Genomic DNA, 17,981 nt, shown 5'->3' with positions numbered 1-17,981 from the left:
GCATTGTCTCAGGTCATCCTAGCCGAGCCGCGCCCAATCGCGCGCTTGTAACCACCCGTCGGTCGTTTGCGGCTGGCCTATACGCATGGATGCCGCTTGTCTCAAGCTTGTCACACCCGGTTTTTGGCCCATGGTTGCGATGCAGCGCACCCAAGCCTATTCTGTGCGCCTTCAAACAAACCGGGAAGCGCATGACCGAAGACGAGATTCTGGGTGAGTTCCGCGCTGCCGAGGCGCTGCTCGAGGGGCATTTTATTCTCTCCTCGGGACTGCGTTCGTCCCGCTATCTACAATGCGCGCGGGTGCTAATGGATCCGGCGCGCGGTGCGCGCTTGGCCGAGGCGCTGGTGCGCGCGCTCCCCGACGACGTTCGCCGACGAATCGAAGTGGTGGTGTCGCCCGCGATGGGCGGGGTGATCGCCGGCCACGAAATGGGCCGCGCGCTGGGGGTCGAGGCGATGTTCCTCGAACGGCCCGAGGGGGTGTTCGAACTCCGCCGCGGCTTTCGCCTGATCCCCGGGCAGTGCGTGCTGATGATGGAGGACGTCGTCACCACCGGCCTGTCGTCGCGCGAGGCGATCGCGGCGATCGGGCGCGCGGGCGGCGCGGTGATCGCCGCTGCCTCGCTCGTCGATCGGTCGAACGGCGCGGCTGATCTGGGGGTTCCCTTCTTCCCGCTGATCCGGCTCGACGTGCCCAGCTACGACCCCGCCGAGCTCCCCCCCGAGCTGGCGGCGATTCCCGCGATCAAGCCGGGTAGCCGGGCGGCGCCATGACCGCGCTGGCGGCGCTGGCCGCGATGCTGGCGCTTGCGGCCCCTGCGCAGACGCCTCCGCCCGACGAGCCTGCCATCGCCGCTGCGCTGAAGGCGGGCGGGTTTTCGGGGTTCGCAATGGTGGCGACCAAGGATCGTATATTGTGGCAGACGCCGCGCGCCAAATGCGCGCCCGCTGCCGGCACCGCGATCACCTTGTGCCACCCGCGCGCGACCGACCAACAGCGCTGGCCATGGGCATCGGTGAGCAAGCAGGTGCTCGCGATCCTGACGATGCAGCAGGTCGATGCCGGCAGGGTCGCGCTCGACGCCACCGTCGACGCCTATCTGCCCGCGCTGAAAGGCGGCGGCATCGCACCGACGATCCGCGAGTTGCTGCAGCACCGTTCGGGGCTCCGCAACCCGGACGATTCGCCGATCGATGCAGCCGGCGATCCTGGCTTCTATTCGACCGGCCCGACCGGGCTCGACTGGTGCCTCGCCGATCGCAAGGCCCCGGGTGGTGACTGGGCGTATAACAATTGTGACTCGATCGTGCTGGCCGCGGCGCTCGAACGCGTCAGCGGCAAGACATTGGCGGCATTGTTCGATGAAGGCCTGGCCAAGCCGTTGGCGCTGGCCGGGACGCGCTACGTCGACGCGGGCGCCGATGGGCTGCCCGATTTCGCCAGGCCGCTGCCACCGGGCTATGCGGTTTCGTTCGAGCGCTATGGCGCGGCGGGCGGATTGGCGGGAACCGGCGCCGATCTGCTGGCGATCGACCGCGCGCTGGCCGCGGGCACGCTGATGTCGCCCGCGGCGCGCCAGGCGATGTGGGCGGGGGACCCGGCGCTCGGCTATATGGCGCTGGCGCAATGGGTGTTCGACGCACCGCTCAAAGGGTGTAGCAAGCCGGTGCGCATCGTCGAGCGACGCGGCGGCATCGGTCGCTATCAGGTGCGCAACATCATCCTGCCCGATGTCGATCGGATCGTGATCCTGTTCACCGATGATGAAAAACTGGAGTTCGGCGAGATATGGCAGGGCAAGGGACTGAGCCACGATCTGTTGGCGGCAACGGCGTGTCGATGACCGACGTGCTTCGCCTTGGCGTAAATATCGACCACGTCGCGACGGTGCGCAACGCGCGCGGCAGCGGCTATCCCGACCCGGTGCGCGCCGCGCTGCTGGCGGCGCAGGCGGGGGCCGACGGGATCACCGCGCATCTGCGCGAGGACCGGCGCCACATCACCGACGACGATATCGCGCGGCTGGTCGCCGAGCTGACGGTGCCGCTCAACCTCGAGATGGCAGCGACCGACGAAATGCTCGGGATCGCGCTGCGCCATCGCCCGCACGCGGTGTGCATCGTCCCCGAAAAGCGCGAGGAGCGCACCACCGAGGGCGGGCTCGACGCGGCGGGGCGGTTCGACCTGCTCGCGCCGATGGTCGAGAGGCTCGCCGCCAACGGATCGCGCGTGTCGCTGTTCATCGAGCCCGAGGCGCGGCAGATCGACGCCGCGGTGCGGCTGGGTGCGCCGGTGGTCGAGCTGCATACCGGGCTGTATTGCGAGCTGGCGGGCGAGGCGCAGGTGGCCGAGCTGCGGCGGATCGCCGATGCCGCGGCGCTGGCGGCGAAGAACGGGATCGAGGTGCATGCCGGACACGGGCTGACTTTCGACAACGTCACCCCGATCGCCGCGATCCCGCAGGTGCGCGAGCTCAACATCGGGCATTTCCTGATCGGCGAGGCGATCTTCGACGGCCTGGGCGCGGTGGTGCAGCGGATGCGCGCGCTGATGGACGAGGCGCGGTGATGGGGACGGCAAATCCTCCCCGAGCTCGCTCGGGGAGGGGGACCATGCGCAGCATGGTGGAGGGGAACGCCGCGGGCGCACCGCTCGTGGCTTTGCCCCTCCACCACGTCCTGCGGGCGCGGTCCCCCTCCCCGAGCGAGCTCGGGGAGGATTGGTTGTGATCCTCGGCCTGGGTTCGGACCTCTGCAATATCGAGCGGATCGAGGCGTCGGTGGCCCGCTTCGGCCAGCGTTTCCTCGATCGCGTGTTCACGCAGGCCGAACAGGCCAAGGCGGCGCGGCGGCCGCTGACGCGCGCGGGCACGCTCGCCAAGCGCTTCGCCGCCAAGGAGGCATTTTCGAAGGCGGTGGGCACCGGGTTCAAGCGCGGGGTGTTCATGCGCGACATCGGCGTGGTCAATGCCCCCTCGGGCGCGCCGACGCTGGTGCTGACCGGCGGCGCCCGGGCGAGACTTGACGCCATCACCCCGGCGGGCCACGTCGCGGCGGTGCATTTGACGCTTACCGACGACCACCCATGGGCGCAGGCCTTCGTGATCATCGAAGCGGTGCCCATGGAGAAGACGAACTGATGGCGGCGGAAGACTTGGCGCTGGACCCGAAGAGCGAGCCGGTGGCCGCCCCCGAAAAGCGCAGCGCCAGCGGCACCGATTGGTGGGGCGAGGTGAAGGGCATTTTCTGGCTGATCCTGGCGGTGCTGGGCTTCCACAGCCTGATCGCCAAGCCATTCTACATCCCGTCGGAATCGATGATGCCCGGATTGCTGGTGGGCGACCGGCTGGTGGTGACCAAATATCCCTATGGCTATTCGTTCATCTCGCCGACCTTCCATCTGCTGCCCTTCATTTCGGGGCGGCTGTTCGGATCGATGCCCGAGCGCGGCGACGTCGTGATCGTCTCGCCGCCGGGATCGCGCACCGATTATATCAAGCGCGTGATCGGCCTGCCCGGCGACGTGCTCGAAGTGCGCGGCGGCACCATCTTCCTCAACGATGTCGCGGTCGAGCGCCAAGCCGCAGGCCACCGGCTGATCCCGGTCGATGCCAATACGCGCTGCGAGGCGATGCATTATCCCGACGCGCTGGTGAGCGGCGAGGACGGCGCGCATTATTGCCGCGTCGCGATCTTCCGCGAGACGCTGCCCAACGGCGCCAGCTACGACACGATCGACATGGGCTATACCCGCGGCGACAATTTCGCGCCGGTCGAGATTCCCGACGGCCATGTCTTCCTGATGGGCGACAATCGCGACAACAGCGCCGACAGCCGCTTCGGGGTCGAGGAAAACGGGCTGGGCGGGCCGGTGCCGTGGGAGAATATCGGCGGGCGTGCCGAATTCGTCACCTTCTCGCTCGACGGCAGCGCGACGCTCAACCCGCTGACCTGGTGGCAGTCGCTTCGCCCGAGCCGCACCGGCGCGTCGCTGCATCCCGACCGGGCCGACGCCGAGTGAACGGCGCGGCGGCTTCGGGTTATGTGCTCCACGATTATTTCCGATCGTCGGCGAGCTATCGCGTCCGCATCGCGCTGAACCTGAAAGGCGTCGCCTATCGCCGGCACGACGTTTCGTTGGTGAAGGGCGACCAGCGCAGCCCCCAGCATCTGGCGCGCAACGCGCAGGGCTTCGTCCCCGCGCTCGAACTGCCCGATGGGCGGATGCTGGGGCAGAGCCTGGCGATCATCGAATGGCTCGAAAGCGCGCATCCGGCACCCGCTTTGTACCCCGCCGATCCGTTCGCGCGGGCGCGGGCGATGGAGCGCGCGCTGCTGATCGCGTGCGACATCCACCCGCTCAACAATCTGCGCGTGCTGCGCTATCTGGGCAGCGCGCTCGGCGCCGAGCAGGCGGCGCGCGACGACTGGTATCGCCACTGGGTAGCCGAGGGGTTCGCCGCGCTCGAGCAGATGGCGGGCGATGCGCGCTTTCTGGGGGGCGAGGCGCCGGGCATCGCCGATGTCTGCCTGGTGCCGCAGATGTTCAACGCGCGGCGGCTCGAGCTGGATGTGACGCCGTATCCGCGACTGGTGGCGATCGATTCGGTGATGGCGGCGATCGATGCGGTCGCGGCGGCGCATCCCGATCGGGTGCAGCCGGCGGCTTAAGCGCGCCGCGCCGCGGTCAGCCGGCCGAACAGCGCGAGATAGTCGCCGACCGGATCGTCGTCGCCCGCCGCGCTCGGCGTCGGGCGAATCGCCAGGGGCGAAAGCCACGCATCGAGCGCCACCACCAGCGCCGCTTCGTCGTCACGCGCGACGATCGTCCCCAGCGTGGGCGAGGTAATCAGCTCGGGGATCGCCACGCTCGAATCGGTCGAGACTACCGGGGTGCCTTGCGCGATCGCCTCGCGCAGCACGCCCGGCACGCCTTCATGCTCCGAGGTCAGCGCGACCACCGCCGCGCGCGCCATTGCGGGCAGCGGGTCGGCGGCGTGGCCCGGCAGGTGGACGCGGTGGGCGACGCCGAGCCGCGCCGCCTGTTCGGAAAGCGCCACCCGCATCGGGCCTTCGCCCAGGATCACCAGCGCGACATCCTGATCGGCGAGGCGGGGGAGCGCGGCGATCAGCCGGTCCCAGCGCTTTTGCGGCGCGAGACGCCCGACTCCGAGCACGAAGCGCCCGGCCGGAAGCGGCACCGGCTTCGCGTCGCCCCGAGCGCGCGCGGGCGGGTTGGCGATCACCGAGATGCGATTCGCGGGCATCCGCATCGCGCGCTGCGCCTCGGCCGCCATCGCGGGGGTCATCGCCACCAGATGATCGATGAAGCGCGGCTGCAGCCACAGCCAGGCGGCGTTACCCCACGCGATCGGCGGGCGGTGAATCCCCGAAAGCGCGTTCGACAGCTTGCTGACGATCGGCGCGCGAGTCCCGCTGCGGGATGCAAGCGCGATCGCGGTATAATGATTGCCCGGGCAGAAGACGATGTCGGCGCGCAGCGCGTCGATGCCGCGCGCGGCGCGTATCAGGTCGCGATAGCCCGCCCCCCGCGCCGCCACGATCTCCACCTTTTCAGGTAGTTCGGGGCGCAGCGGCCCGGTCAGATCGCCTGCGATCAGCGTAACGCGGTGGCCGCGCGCGGTCCAGCCATCGGCCATTCGCAGCAAGGCGCGCTCGACACCGCCGCCGGCGAGAGTCTGGACGAACGAGGCGATATGCAAGGCGGTCGGAGTGGGCATGGGTTGCGTCCTGCCTTGAGACTGCCCAAATCGTCCATCAAGAAACCGCAATGTGCGGCGTAAAGGCCGCATTGACGGCCAGTTTGCTTGCGTATCCGCCGACCTGCTACGGGGCCAGCGGCATTGGACTTCCTTTTGAGCCGCGGATCAACCTCCACGTGAAGCATTCAGATTACCGCGCCTCGTCGTCCTACGCAGCAGCCGCGCCCGCGGTAGAGCCGCCGCTGATTTCGGTCCCCGAACTCGATTCGCTCCAGCCGATCGAGACGATCAAGCGGCGCTGGCCGCGAATCCTCGGCGCCGCGCTCAGCCTGGCGATGATCGTCGGGCTGGGCTTCGAATTGTTCGGCGAGGGGCTGGCGGCGCTGCAACAGGCGGTGCCGACGCATCCGGGCTTTTACATCGCATTCCTGATTCTCTACATGTCGCCGCCCACCTTCGATTATGTGATCTTCCGCCGTTTGTGGGGGATTCCGCTCGAAGGGATGATGGCGCTCCACAAGAAGCGGATCGCGAACGAAGTGGTGATCGGCTATTCGGGCGAGGCGTATTTCTATGCCTGGGCGCGCGCGCGGATGAAGATGGTCGCGGCGCCCTTCGGCGCGGTCAAGGACGTGACGATCCTGTCGGCGATCGCGGGCAACGGCATCACCTTGCTGATGATCGGGCTGGCGCTGCCGTTCGGCGCGACCTTGCTGACCGAGAACCAGTTCGAGACGTTGCTCGGGTCGGCGGCGGTCATCGTCGCGACATCGCTGCCGTTCTTGCTCTTCTCGCGCCGCGTGTTTTCGCTGCCGCGGCCGACCCTTTGGTGGGTGTTCGGCGTCCATTGCCTGCGGCTGCTGGTGGGCTCGACGATGATCGGGCTGGCCTGGCATTTCGCGATGCCCGACGTGTCGGTGGGGATGTGGCTGTTCCTGGCCGCGGGGCGGCTGCTGGTATCGCGCCTGCCATTGGTGCCCAACAAGGACCTTCTTTTCGCCAACTTCGCGATTATTTTAATAGGGCAAGGCGAAGCACTGTCCGAACTGATCGCCGTTACCGCAGCGATGGTATTGCTGCTCCACGGCGTGTTGATCGGGCTCTTCGGCATCCATGCTTTGATTAGGAACCCGCGATGATCGCGAAGACTCTATTGGCGACGGCAATCGCCGTCGCGGCGGTGAACCCCGCTTTTGCGCAAGCCGAAATCCTTGGTAGCGATCGGCAGGCCTGCACCGGCAACGGCGGCCCGGCGATCCGTGTCAACGTGACGGGCTTGAAGGACCGCACCGGACGCCTCAAGCTCGAGCTATATCCCGCAAACGAGGCCGATTTCCTGAAGGACGATCGCGACCTGCTCGCCGAGGGCAAGGTGTTTCGCCGCGTCTGGGCCGATACCCCCGCCAATGGCGCGGTCAGCCTGTGTATCCGCACCCCGCGCGCGGGGCGCTATGCGATCCTGTTCACCCATGATCGCGACGGCAAGAACAAGTTCAATTTCTGGAAGGACGGCGCGGGCTTTCCCAGCAACAAGCGGCTGGGGCGGAGCCGTCCCAAGGTCACCCAAGCGGTGATCGACGTCGGCAACGGCGTGACCGCGACCAACATCCGCGCGCAATATCTGCGCGGGCTCGGCGGCTTCGCCCCCAGCGACAGCTAAGCCAGCTCGATGCGCGTCGTCGACGTCAACGAATTCTACTCGCCCACCGGCGGCGGGGTTCGCACCTATCTCGATCGCAAGATGGGGATCATGGCCGATCTGGGGCATGAGCTGATCGTGATCGCGCCGACCGCGCAGGACGATTGGGTCGAGGAGCGCCCCGGCGGCGGGCGGATCTTCTGGGTCAAGGCGCTGCCGCTGCTGCTCGACCGCAATTATTGCATGTTCCGCGATGGCGAGGGGGTGATCCCCCTGCTCGACCAGCTCCAGCCCGACGTGGTCGAGACCAGCTCGCCGTGGCGCCCCGCCTTTTTTGTCGGAGAGTGGCAGGGCGATGCGGTGAAGGTGTTCTTCGCGCACAACGACAATATGGCGGCCTATCCGCTGCGCTGGTTCGAGGGGATGGCGAGCCCCGAGCGGATCGAGCGCGCCTTTACCTGGTACACCAACCGGTACGAACGCTTCCTGCGGCTGTACGACGCCTTCGTCACCAATGGCCCCGCGCTTGCCAAGCGTAACCGCGCGCGCGGGCTGCGCGTCGACGCATCGATGCCGCTGGGAATCCAGCGCGGCTCGTTCTCGCCCAGCCTGCGCGACGAGACGCTGCGCGCGGCGCTGCTCGCGCAATGCGGGTTGCCGCCCGAGGGGCATTTGCTGATCGGGCTGGGGCGGCATCATCCCGAGAAGCGCTGGCCGCTGGTGATCGACGCGGTCGAGCGCGCGGGCGCCGACCTGCCCGTCGGCCTGATCCTGCTGGGCAATGGCCCCGAGCGCAACGCGCTGGCCAAGCGGGTCGCCGACAGCCCGCATATCCGGCTGTTCCGCCCGATGTACGATCGCGATCGCTTCACCCGCGTGCTCGCGAGCTGCGACGCGCTGATCCATGGCTCGGATATGGAGCCGTTCGGGCTGGTCGCTGCCGAGGCGCTGGCGTCGGGGCTGCCGATGATCGTCCCCGACGAGGGCGGTTGCTTCGAGATCGCCGAGCCTGCGTTCGCCGAAACCTATCGCGCGCGCGATACGAAATCGGCGACCGAGGCGATCCACCGGATGTTCGCGCGCGACCAAAAAGTGCTTCGCGCCGCGGCGGTCGCGGCCGCCGATCATGTCCGCACCGATGTCGACCATGCGCGCGACCTGATGGCCTATTATCAGGAGCTGGTCGATCGGCGACGGGCAGGGTCGGCGCTGCCCGCCGGGGCGTAGACGACCAGGGTCTTGCGCCCCAGCGCGAACGCGCCGAGCGTCACGTAATCGCGCGCGAGCGCTGCATTCAATTGGCGACGGATCGCGGGGCGTTCGCCGCGATAGCCGGTATCGGCGACGATCCGTTCGGGCCGCATCGCGAGCGCGGCCGCCAAGGCCGCGGCTTGATCGATGCCGACCGCACCACGCTCGCGGGTGCGGCTGAAATGGCTCGGGAAGACCAGGTGACTCGTCCGGCAGCGCCCGGTGGCGGGATACAGCATCGTCGCCCCCGAATAGACCAGCAGGCAGCCCGGGCCGGGTCCTACCGCGTCGGCGATCGCCGCGAACTGCGCGGCGGACCCGCGCTCGTGCCGCTTGAACAGCAGAATTCCCTGGCCGCCGATGAACAACGCCACCAGGAAGATCGCGGTGGCGCGCGGCGTCCGCCGATCGCCGGCGAAAAATCCCGCAGCGCAGGCGCAGGCGGCGGCGATCACCGGCAGCGCATAATGATCGTACCAGCCGCCGAACGCGAACAATCCGGCGAGCGCTGCCAGCAGCCACAAGTGGAGCAGCCCCGCCACCGCGTTGCCGCCGCGTCGCCCGAGCCAGGCGAGCACCAGCAACGGCGCCAGGATGACCGCGACGAACGCGAAATTGCCCGCTTGTTCGGCGATCGGATCGCGGCTGCGCGCCAGGATCGACAGGAAATTGGCGTAGAGGAACGCCTCCGACTGCCCCGCCCGCGCGTACCACAGCCATGCGGCCGCGGTCGGCGCGACCGCGAGCGCGATCATCGCGGCCGCCAGGCCGGCGACCGCCAGCGCACCATCGCGGCGGCGCTGCCACAGCACCCAGCATCCCAGCGCGGCGCCTTCGAAGACGACGCTATATTTGATCTGGATCGCCAATCCGAGCAGCAGCATCGCGCCAAGCGCGCGCGGGCGCGTAGCGCTGCTAGCAAGCACTGCGACCGCGCCAACCACCAGCAAATTGTAGAAGACGGGCGACTGGCCGCCCTGGCCCTCGGCAAAGTTAAGCCACAGTATATACAGGATCGCCGCCGCGAGCGCGCCGCGTCGCCAACCGGCTCGATCGGCGAGAACCGCTATCACGAAGGCGGTCCCCACCGCCGCCGCCAGCGCTAGGATCTGGTAGGCGACGATGCCATTGGGCCAGCCCAGCGCGGCAGCGGGCAGATAGAGCAGGAACAGCCCGATCGGCTTGCGATCCCAGATATCGACATAGGGCAGCGCGCCGCCGTGCATCGCGTGCGCGGTGACGAAGTAGAATTGCTCGTCGACCTGCAGGATCGGGTTGCCGAGCGTCACCGCCCGCGCGGCGAATGCGACCAGCAACAGCACCGCCCAGCGCGGCAGGCGCGAGGGGCTCCAGGATCGGGGGATGCTCGCCATCCGCCGCGCATATCGACGGCGCGCAGCGGTGTCACGATCCCGCAATCAGCCGGAGGCACAGAGAGTCGCAACAGGGAGCCCGACCATGACCATTCGCATCGACCGCCGATCCTTCATGCTCACCGGCACGCTCGGCCTGGGCGCCTTTGCGCTGCCGGGGTTTGCGCAGGTCGCCAATGTGCTCGGCGGGCGTGGCTTCACCCATAAGGTGGCGTCGGGCGAACCCGCGGCCGACGCGATGCTGTTCTGGACGCGCTACGTCCCCGCCGATGGCGGCGCGGCGAAGCTCCGCGTCGAGGTCGCCGAGAGCGCCGATTTCACGCGCGTCGTCGGCGGCGGCGAGTTGGTGACGGGGCCGTGGCGCGATCATACCGCCAAGATCACCGTCACCGGCCTCAAGCCCTTCACCCGCTATCATTATCGCTTCGTCGCGCCCGACGGCAGCTTCTCGCCCGTCGGGCGTGCCAAGACGCTGCCGCTGGGTGATACGCGCGCGTTCAAGGCGGCGATCTTCTCGTGCTCGAACCTGGGCTTCGGCTATTTCAACGCCTATGCGCACGCTGCGCCGCGCGACGATATCGACCTGACGATTCATCTGGGCGACTATGTCTACGAATACGCCCCCGACAATTATCCCGCGGCGGCGCAGGTGGTGGGCAATCGTGTTCCGCAGCCGATGAAGGAAATGGTCGCGCTCGCTGATTATCGCCTGCGCTACGCCAGCTATCGTGCCGACCCCGATCTGCAGGCGCTGCACCAGAACCATGCGATGGTGGTGCAGTGGGACGATCACGAATCGGCCAATGATTCGTGGGAAGGCGGCGCACAAAACCACCAGGCCGACGAAGGCGACTGGGCGACGCGGCGCGCGGCGGCGGTGCAGGCGTTTCGCGAATGGCTGCCGGTCAGCGACGAACCCTGGGGTAGTTATGCTGTCGGCAATCTGGCGACGCTGTTCCGCACCGAGACGCGGCTGTTCGGGCGCAGCAAGCCCCCCGAACTGGCGCCGCTGTTCATGGCGGGTGGCGATCCGATCGCCGCGCTCACCGCATTCCGTGACGGCGCGTGGCAGGATCCGGCGGTGACGATGATGGGATCGACGCAGGAGGCCTGGCTCGATGCGGCGATGGCGTCGTCGGTGCGCGACCAGGTGCGCTGGCAGGTGGTCGGCTTCGGCACGATCATGGGCCAGACGCGCGCGCCTGAGGATGCGCTGGGCTGGATCAAGGCCGACTCCCCCGCGCGGGTAAAGGCCTATTTCCAAGGCGGGGTCGCGGCGAGCAAGCTGGGGCTGCCGAGCAATCTCGATAATTGGGGCGGCTATCCCGCCGCGCGCGCGCGCTTCCTGCAATCGGCGCAGCGCCATGGCGGCAGCACGATCGTGATCGCGGGCGACAGCCACAATGGCTGGGCGTACGACCTGGCGCAGGACGGCAAGCCCGCCGCGGTCGAGTTTGCCGGCCACGGCGTGACCTCGCCCGGCTATGAAAGCGCGATCGGCATCGATCCCAAGCGGGTCGCGGCGGCGCTGGTGGCGACCAATCCCGAGCTCAAATGGTGCGACACCTCGCGCCGCGGCTATATGGCGCTGAGCCTGACCCCCGACACCGCGACCAACGAATGGATCTTCGTCGACGGCGTGCGCCAGCGTTCGCCGGCGGCGAGCGTGGGGCATACAGCGACGGTGCGGCGTGGGCGCAATGTGATGGGGTGAAGCGCATAAAGCCCTCTCCCCTTTGGGGAGAGGGTTGGGAGAGGGGCAGTGCGATGCGCTCCCTCACTGCCCCTCTCCCGCGCTTCCCCGGCATGCGCCGGGTCGCTTGCCCTCTCCCCGAAGGGGAGAGGGGGAAGGGTTAGTCGAGGCTTTTCGCCACCTGCTCGAACATGTCCTTGCTTAGCCCCGGCGTCGCCAGGATGCGCTCCAACTCACCGCGCATCAGGGTAGCCCGCCCCTCGTCGAAGCGCTTCCAGCGGCCGAGCGGCGGGACCAGCTTCGCCGCGGTCTGCGGGTTCAATTTGTCGAGCGCGATCAGCTGGTCGGCGACGAAGCGATAGCCGCGGCCGTCGGCGGCGTGGAACGCGCGCTGGTTGACGCTGAACGCCCCCACCAGCGCGCGCGCGCGGTTGGGGTTGGCCAGCGTGAAGTCGCGGTGGCGCGCCAATTCCTCGACCACCGCCAGCGTGTCGTCGCGCGACGACAGCGCCTGGGTCGAGAACCATTTGTCGAGCACCAGCGGATTGTCCGAATAGCGATTGTAGAAGATGTCGAGCGCGGCGATCCGGCTGTCGGCGTGCGAGCTGACCAAGGTGGTCAGCGCGCCCTGTCGGTCGGTCATGTTGTCGGCATTTTCGAACTGGACGAACGCCAGCTCGGCCGCATCCGCGGCGCCGCTTGCGGCGATATAGCCGAGCGACACCGTGCGCAGTCGCCGCGCGCCCTTGGCGGCGGGGGAGTATTCGAAGCGGTTGGCGCGCGAGCGTTCATACGCCTCGCGCCAGTCGCGCTCGAGCGCACGGCCAAGGTCGCGGCGAAGCGCCTCGCGCGCCGCCGAAACCGCATCGGGATCGACCACCGCGAGCTGGTCACCGATGAAGCTGTCCGACGGCAGCAGCACCGCTTCGGCGATGAAGGCCGAATCGAGGTTGGCGTCGGTCAGCGTGTTGCGGACCGCGTCGATCACCGCCTGGTGGTCGGCATGGCCGTGCGTCACCGCGGTCACCAGCGTGTCGAGCATCAATTGCTGCATGGCTTCGTAGCGCGCGAACGGATCGTCGTCGTGCGCGCTTAGGAAGGCGAGGTCGGCGGCGGTGCGGTTGGTCTCGACGACCACCGGCGCCGAAAAACCGCGATTGATCGACAGCACCGGGGTTTCGGTCACCGTCTCGAACGCGATCTCGGCGGCAGCGTCGCGCAGCAGGAACAGCCGTTCCTCGCCCAGCGGCTTGCCGGTGTCGGCGCCGAACAGCTTGATCCGCAGCGGCAGCACCATCGGCTGCTTGGTCGGCTGGCCCGGCGTGGCGGGGACGTGCTGGCGCAGGCTGAGCATCGCGCGGCCATCGCCGGCATGGTGGGTGAGCGTGGCGGTGACGCGCGGGGTGCCGGCCTGCGAATACCACAGGCGGAACTGCGCGAGGTCGATCTCGCCCGCGTCTTCCATCGCGAGCGCGAAATCCTCGACGGTGGCGGCGGTGCCGTCGTGCCGATCGAAATACAGGTCCGAGCCTGCGCGGAAGCGGTCGCGGCCGAGCATTGTGGCCATCATGCGGATGACCTCGGCGCCCTTGTTGTAGATCGTCGCGGTGTAGAAGTTCGAGATTTCCTGATATTCATCGGGACGCACCGGATGCGCGAGCGGCCCCGAATCCTCGGGGAATTGCGCCGCGCGCAGCGTGCGGACATCCTCGATCCGCTTGACCGCCGCCGATCCCTGATCAGCGCTGAACTGCTGGTCGCGATAGACGGTGAAGCCTTCCTTCAGCGAAAGCTGGAACCAGTCGCGGCAGGTCACGCGATTGCCCGACCAGTTATGGAAATATTCGTGCGCGACCACCGCGGCGACCGCGTCGTAGTCGTAATCGGTCGCGGTGTCGGGATCGGCGAGGATGTAGCGGCTGTTGAAGATGTTCAGCCCCTTGTTTTCCATCGCGCCGAAGTTGAAATCGTCGACCGCGACGATGTTGAAGACGTCGAGGTCATATTCGCGGCCATAGACCTCCTCGTCCCAGCGCATCGAGGTACTGAGCGCGTGGAGCGCATGGTCGGTCTTGGCGAGATCGGGCGCGCGCACCCAGATCGCCAGCGATACCTCGCGCCCCGATCGCGTGACGAAGGTCGTACGATTGGCGACCAGATCGCCCGCGACCAATGCGAACAGATAGCAGGGCTTGGGAAAGGGATCGTCCCAATCGGCATAATGTTTCCCATCTTCCAGGTCGCCGGTGCCGACCGGGTCGCCATTGGCGAGCAGCACCGGGAAGCGCGCCTTGTTGGCGATCAGCCGCACCTTGTAGCGGCTGAGCACGTCGGGCCGGTCTGGGAAGAAGGTGATGCGGCGAAACCCCTCGGCCTCGCACTGGGTGCACAGCAACCCACCCGAGGCATAGAGCCCCATCAGCTGGGTGTTGCGCTCGGGCGCGAGCAGCACTTCGATCTCGACGATGTGATGCTGGCCGGTCAGCGGGATTTCGAGCATCCCGCCAGTGCGTGTCCAGGCATCGGCTTCGATCCCGTCGATCCAGACGATCGAGGGTTCGATCATGTCGCCGTCGAGCCGCAGCGGGCGATCATGCGCGCCGTTGCGTGTGACCGACATCGTCGTGCGGACATGCGTCTGCGCGGGGTCGAGGTCGATCACCATCGCGATGTCGGGCACCAGCCAATCGGGCGCGGCATAATCGGCGCGGCGGATGACGCGGGGCAGGGCGGGCGAGGCGTGTACATCGTGCATGGCAATGACCTAATCCAGCGAGCCGCGGCGCCCTAGCGAAAAGCGGCGCGCGCAAATGCATCGCCACCAATATTGGCGCTGGGCGGGCAGACTGCTACGCCTGCACTTTCGTACCGATTGATACCAATGAGGATGCCCATGCTCCGAACCGCCGCACTGTTGCTTGCCCTGCCCCTGAGTTCGATCGCCTTTGCCCAGACGGCGCCGGCGCCCGCATCTGCTCCGGCTGCGGCCGCACCGACCGAGAGCGTCGCGACGATCAACGCGCGGGTGAACGCGGCGCTGCCTGCCGACCAGGCGGCGATGAAGGCGCATGTGATGTTCCTGTCGTCCGACGCGATGCAGGGCCGCGAGGCGGGGACCGAGAGCTACAATGTCGCCGCGCAATATGTCGCGTCGCAATTCTATTCGGCGGGGCTGACGCCCGCGGGCACCGATGGCAGCTATCTGCAGACGGTGCCGCTGGTGAGCTACAAGCCCGCGAGCAAGGGCAGCTTCCGCTACACCCCGCGCGGCGGCAGCGCGGCCCCCTTGGTGTTCGGTGAGGAATATCTGCCCGCGCCCGATCCCTCGCGCGCCAAGACCGTCGTCGATGCGCCGGTGGTGTTCGTCGGCTACGGGATCGACGCACCGCGCTTCAAGCGCAACGACTATGCCGGGGTCGATGTGAAGGGCAAGATCGTCGCCTTCTTCGCGGGCGCACCGGCCAGCTTCCCCGGCGAGGAGCGCGCGCATTTCGGCAATGCCGCGAACAAGGCAGTGGCGGCGCAGGCCAAGGGCGCGGTAGGCTATCTGACGCTCGAATCGCCGACCAGCGCGAAGGTTCGCCCCTTCTCGCGGCTCGCCGAAAGCTATGACAGCGCGCGGATGACCTGGGCGCGCCCCGACGGCACCGGCTTCTTCGCCGCCCCCGATGCGCCCGCGCTCGGCTCGCTCAGCATGACCGGCGCCGAAAAGCTGTTCGCCGGCGCACGCACCAGCTGGGCAAGCGTCGTCAAGACCGCCGAGACCCCCGCCGCGCGCTTCAAGGCGGTCGAACTCCCCGGTCGGCTCGCGATCGAGCTCGCGACGACGATCGCGCCGGTCACCAGCTACAATGTGGCGGGGATGCTCGAAGGCAGCGATCCGCAGCGCAAGAACGAAGTCGTCGTGCTCACCGCGCATCTCGACCATGTCGGGGTCGGCACCCCCAAGAATGGCGACGCCATCTACAATGGTGCGATGGACAATGCCGTCGGCATCGCGGCGATGATCGAGGAGGCCAAGCGCTTCAAGGCATCGGGCACGCCGCCCAAGCGCAGCATCCTGTTCCTGGCGGTCACCGCCGAGGAAAAAGGGCTGGTCGGTGCCGATTATTTCGCGCACAATCCCTCGATCGCCAAGGAGCGGATGGTCGCCAACGTCAATCTCGACATGCCGATCATCACCTACAAGTTCGAGGACGTGATCGCCTTCGGGGCCGAGCGTTCGACGCTGGGCGGCTATGTGAAGGCCGCCGCCGCCAAGCTCGGCGTCACCTTCTCGCCCGATCCGATGCCGGACCAGGGGCTGTTCACGCGCAGCGACCATTATCGCTTCGTCCAGCAGGGCATCCCGTCGGTCTTCCTGTGGCCGGGCACCAAGGGGCCAGGCAAGGCGGCGGTCGATGAATTCTTCGCCAAGCATTACCATCAGCCGTCGGATTCGATGGGGCAGGTGCCCGCGATCGATTGGGAATCGGGCACGCGCTTCATCGAGGCGAACTACATGATCGCGCGCGAGATCGCCGACGCGCCCGAGCGCCCCGAATGGAACAAGGGCGATTTCTTCGGCACGCTGTACGAGGGGTATGGCGCCAAGTGATCCGCACCGGCTTCGCCGTCCTGGCGGGGGTCGCGCTCGGCGGTATTGCGCCGGCGCAAACGCTGCCCGCCGACCAGGCGGCGATGAAGGCGCATGTCGCGTTCCTCGCTGCCGATTCGTTCAAGGGGCGGCAGGCGGGCAGCCCCGAATATGACATCGCCGCCGATTATGTGATCGCGCAGATGGAGGCGGCGGGGCTGGCGCCCGCGGGCGAGCGCGGCGGCTGGCGCCAGCAGGTGCCGCTGGTGGCGTCGCGACCGCTAACCGCGAGCGCGACGCTGACACGCGGCGGGCGCGAGACGGTGCTGGCGCTCGGCACCGATTTCGTCGGCCGCGCGAGCCTTGCGCAGGCCGAGCGCACCGTCAGCGGCGAGATGGTGTTCGCTGGCTATGGCGTGGTCGATCCGACACGCGGCATCGACGATTATCGCGGGCTCGACGTCCGCGGCAAGATCGTCGCGGTGATGTATGGCGGCCCGCCGGGGATGAACAGCGAGGTCGCGGCGCATTACGGCAATCGCGACGTGAAGGCCGAGCTGGCGGGCAAGCGCGGTGCGGTAGGAATCGTCTTCATCGAATCGCGATCGACGCGCGCGAGCTACGACTTCGCGGCGATCGTCGAGAGCTGGTCGGGTCCGTCGATGTCGTGGACGCCGCCCGCAGGCAGCACGCAGCCGCAGAACGCGCCGCAGCTCGCGGCGATCAGCGAGCGCGGCGCCGCGACGCTGTTCGCCGGATCGAAGCTCGCCTGGGCGAAGATACGCGCCGCCGACGAAGCCAGCCGACCGCTGCCGACCGGGCCGCTCACCGGGAGCATCGCGCTTCGCCAAACCAGCGAGCTCCAGCAGACCGTCAGCGCCAATCTGGTCGGCCGGCTCGAGGGTAGCGACCCTGCGCTCAAGGCCGAACATATCGTGCTCACCGCGCATCTCGACCATATCGGCGTCACCGATCCGGTGAACGGCGATTCGATCAACAATGGCGCGATGGACAATGCGATGGGCATCGCCGCGATGCTCGAGGTCGCGAAATCCTTCCGCGCATCGGGCAAGCCGCCCAAGCGCAGCGTCCTGTTCGTTGCGGTGACGGCGGAGGAAGCCGGGCTGATCGGATCGGATTATTTCGCGCGCTATCCGACGGCGCAGCGCGCCAGCCTTGCCGCCAACGTCAATCTCGACATGCCGATCATGACCTACAAGTTCGAGGATATCGTCGCCTATGGCGCCGACCGGTCGAGCATCGGCCCGGCGCTCGGCCGCGTGGCCAAGGCGCAGGGGCTGACGCTGACCCCCGATCCGACCCCCGACGAAGCCTTCTTCGTGCGCACCGATCACTATAGCTTCGTCAAGCAGGGGGTGCCCTCGGTCTCGATCGATGCGGGGCCCAAGGGGCCGGGCGCGGCGGCGACCGCGGCGTTCATCGAGCAGCATTATCACCAGCCTTCGGACGACCTGAAACTGCCCTTCGACTGGGACGCCGCGCGGCGCTTCGTGCGGCTGAACTACGAACTGACGCGGGCGCTGGCCGATGGCCCGAAGCCGGTGTGGAACAAGGGCGATTTCTTCGGGACGCTGTATGGTGGTGCGAAATGAAGAGGGGTGACGTCCTTCTTCCCCCCTCTTTGAAAGGGCGGGGCCGGGGGTGGGTAGGGGGCTCGCACTACGGCACCCTGCGCGCGCGGCTTCTCCGTATCGCCCGGACCA

At 67.9% G+C, this 17,981-nt stretch carries 15 protein-coding genes; 12 read left to right on the top strand and 3 right to left on the bottom strand.

Features of this window, described 5'->3' with window-relative positions:
- Nucleotides 1–191 precede the first annotated feature (191 nt).
- The 6 genes from pyrE to maiA all read left to right on the top strand — a co-directional run bounded on the left by pyrE (nt 192) and on the right by maiA (nt 4,673).
- Nucleotides 192–776, top strand: a complete 585-nt coding sequence (gene pyrE, locus NMP03_RS10305) for an orotate phosphoribosyltransferase (protein ID WP_256505282.1) — start codon at nt 192–194, stop codon at nt 774–776.
- A complete protein-coding gene (locus NMP03_RS10300) occupies nt 773–1,846 on the top strand; it encodes a serine hydrolase domain-containing protein (RefSeq protein WP_256505281.1) in 1,074 nt (357 codons plus the stop codon). The genes pyrE and NMP03_RS10300 overlap by 4 nt, the downstream gene beginning before the upstream one ends.
- Entirely contained in the window at nt 1,843–2,571 is a 729-nt protein-coding gene (locus NMP03_RS10295; RefSeq protein ID WP_256505280.1) for a pyridoxine 5'-phosphate synthase, read from the top strand. Before NMP03_RS10300 ends, NMP03_RS10295 begins: the two co-directional genes overlap by 4 nt.
- 157 nt (nt 2,572–2,728) lie before the next feature.
- The gene (acpS, locus tag NMP03_RS10290) at nt 2,729–3,142 is read left to right on the top strand and encodes a holo-ACP synthase (protein WP_256505279.1); all 414 of its coding nucleotides are present in this window, start codon (nt 2,729–2,731) and stop codon (nt 3,140–3,142) included.
- On the top strand, nt 3,142–4,023 hold the full coding sequence (gene lepB, locus NMP03_RS10285; RefSeq protein WP_256505278.1) for a signal peptidase I: 882 nt from the start codon (nt 3,142–3,144) through the stop codon (nt 4,021–4,023). Before acpS ends, lepB begins: the two co-directional genes overlap by 1 nt.
- On the top strand, nt 4,020–4,673 hold the full coding sequence (maiA, locus tag NMP03_RS10280) for a maleylacetoacetate isomerase (protein WP_256505277.1): 654 nt from the start codon (nt 4,020–4,022) through the stop codon (nt 4,671–4,673). The genes lepB and maiA overlap by 4 nt, the downstream gene beginning before the upstream one ends.
- Here the strand turns inward: maiA and NMP03_RS10275 are convergent.
- Complete coding sequence (locus NMP03_RS10275) at nt 4,670–5,743, bottom strand: glycosyltransferase (protein WP_256505276.1); 1,074 nt, start codon at nt 5,741–5,743, stop codon at nt 4,670–4,672. The genes maiA and NMP03_RS10275 overlap by 4 nt on opposite strands.
- A 158-nt stretch (nt 5,744–5,901) precedes the next feature.
- Here NMP03_RS10275 and NMP03_RS10270 point away from each other — a divergent pair, with 158 nt between their 5' ends.
- The 3 genes from NMP03_RS10270 to NMP03_RS10260 are packed head-to-tail and all read left to right on the top strand — an operon-like array spanning nt 5,902 to nt 8,591.
- The gene (locus NMP03_RS10270; protein WP_319937585.1) at nt 5,902–6,864 is read left to right on the top strand and encodes a hypothetical protein; all 963 of its coding nucleotides are present in this window, start codon (nt 5,902–5,904) and stop codon (nt 6,862–6,864) included.
- The gene (locus tag NMP03_RS10265) at nt 6,861–7,385 is read left to right on the top strand and encodes a DUF2141 domain-containing protein (RefSeq protein WP_256505275.1); all 525 of its coding nucleotides are present in this window, start codon (nt 6,861–6,863) and stop codon (nt 7,383–7,385) included. The genes NMP03_RS10270 and NMP03_RS10265 overlap by 4 nt, the downstream gene beginning before the upstream one ends.
- Before the next feature lie 9 nt (nt 7,386–7,394).
- Complete coding sequence (locus NMP03_RS10260) at nt 7,395–8,591, top strand: glycosyltransferase (protein WP_256505274.1); 1,197 nt, start codon at nt 7,395–7,397, stop codon at nt 8,589–8,591.
- On the opposite strand, the gene NMP03_RS10255 is transcribed toward NMP03_RS10260, so the two are convergent.
- Nucleotides 8,537–9,988 (bottom strand): hypothetical protein, encoded by a 1,452-nt coding sequence (locus NMP03_RS10255; RefSeq protein ID WP_256505273.1) that lies wholly within the window; start codon nt 9,986–9,988, stop codon nt 8,537–8,539. The two genes, NMP03_RS10260 and NMP03_RS10255, sit on opposite strands and share 55 nt — an antisense overlap.
- A gap of 85 nt (nt 9,989–10,073) precedes the next feature.
- Between NMP03_RS10255 and NMP03_RS10250 the strand changes: the two genes are divergently transcribed.
- Nucleotides 10,074–11,702, top strand: a complete 1,629-nt coding sequence (locus NMP03_RS10250) for an alkaline phosphatase D family protein (RefSeq protein ID WP_256505272.1) — start codon at nt 10,074–10,076, stop codon at nt 11,700–11,702.
- Between the two features lie 139 nt (nt 11,703–11,841).
- Here NMP03_RS10250 and pepN read toward each other — a convergent pair whose 3' ends face one another.
- The gene (pepN, locus tag NMP03_RS10245; protein WP_256505271.1) at nt 11,842–14,436 is read right to left on the bottom strand and encodes an aminopeptidase N; all 2,595 of its coding nucleotides are present in this window, start codon (nt 14,434–14,436) and stop codon (nt 11,842–11,844) included.
- 138 nt (nt 14,437–14,574) lie between these two features.
- Between pepN and NMP03_RS10240 the strand changes: the two genes are divergently transcribed.
- Nucleotides 14,575–16,278, top strand: coding sequence for a M28 family metallopeptidase (locus tag NMP03_RS10240; RefSeq protein WP_256505270.1), 1,704 nt, complete (start codon nt 14,575–14,577; stop codon nt 16,276–16,278).
- Complete coding sequence (locus NMP03_RS10235) at nt 16,275–17,870, top strand: M28 family metallopeptidase (protein WP_256505269.1); 1,596 nt, start codon at nt 16,275–16,277, stop codon at nt 17,868–17,870. The genes NMP03_RS10240 and NMP03_RS10235 overlap by 4 nt, the downstream gene beginning before the upstream one ends.
- Nucleotides 17,871–17,981 lie beyond the last annotated feature (111 nt).

The sequence above is a fragment of the Sphingomonas qomolangmaensis genome (assembly GCF_024496245.1).
GTDB lineage: Bacteria > Pseudomonadota > Alphaproteobacteria > Sphingomonadales > Sphingomonadaceae > Sphingomonas > Sphingomonas qomolangmaensis.
Note: the sequence above shows the minus strand (reverse complement) of the source record. Positions and strands in the feature narration are given on the sequence as shown.

Bases quoted from the DNA above. Each gene is read 5' to 3' on its own strand.
- pyrE (WP_256505282.1), top strand. From the start codon at position 192: ATGACCGAAGACGAGATTCTGGGTGAGTTCCGCGCTGCCGAGGCGCTG.
- NMP03_RS10300 (WP_256505281.1), top strand. From the start codon at position 773: ATGACCGCGCTGGCGGCGCTGGCCGCGATGCTGGCGCTTGCGGCCCCT.
- NMP03_RS10295 (WP_256505280.1), top strand. From the start codon at position 1,843: ATGACCGACGTGCTTCGCCTTGGCGTAAATATCGACCACGTCGCGACG.
- lepB (WP_256505278.1), top strand. From the start codon at position 3,142: ATGGCGGCGGAAGACTTGGCGCTGGACCCGAAGAGCGAGCCGGTGGCC.
- NMP03_RS10275 (WP_256505276.1), bottom strand. From the start codon at position 5,743: ATGCCCACTCCGACCGCCTTGCATATCGCCTCGTTCGTCCAGACTCTC.
- NMP03_RS10265 (WP_256505275.1), top strand. From the start codon at position 6,861: ATGATCGCGAAGACTCTATTGGCGACGGCAATCGCCGTCGCGGCGGTG.
- NMP03_RS10260 (WP_256505274.1), top strand. From the start codon at position 7,395: ATGCGCGTCGTCGACGTCAACGAATTCTACTCGCCCACCGGCGGCGGG.
- NMP03_RS10255 (WP_256505273.1), bottom strand. From the start codon at position 9,988: ATGGCGAGCATCCCCCGATCCTGGAGCCCCTCGCGCCTGCCGCGCTGG.
- NMP03_RS10250 (WP_256505272.1), top strand. From the start codon at position 10,074: ATGACCATTCGCATCGACCGCCGATCCTTCATGCTCACCGGCACGCTC.
- pepN (WP_256505271.1), bottom strand. From the start codon at position 14,436: ATGCACGATGTACACGCCTCGCCCGCCCTGCCCCGCGTCATCCGCCGC.
- NMP03_RS10240 (WP_256505270.1), top strand. From the start codon at position 14,575: ATGCTCCGAACCGCCGCACTGTTGCTTGCCCTGCCCCTGAGTTCGATC.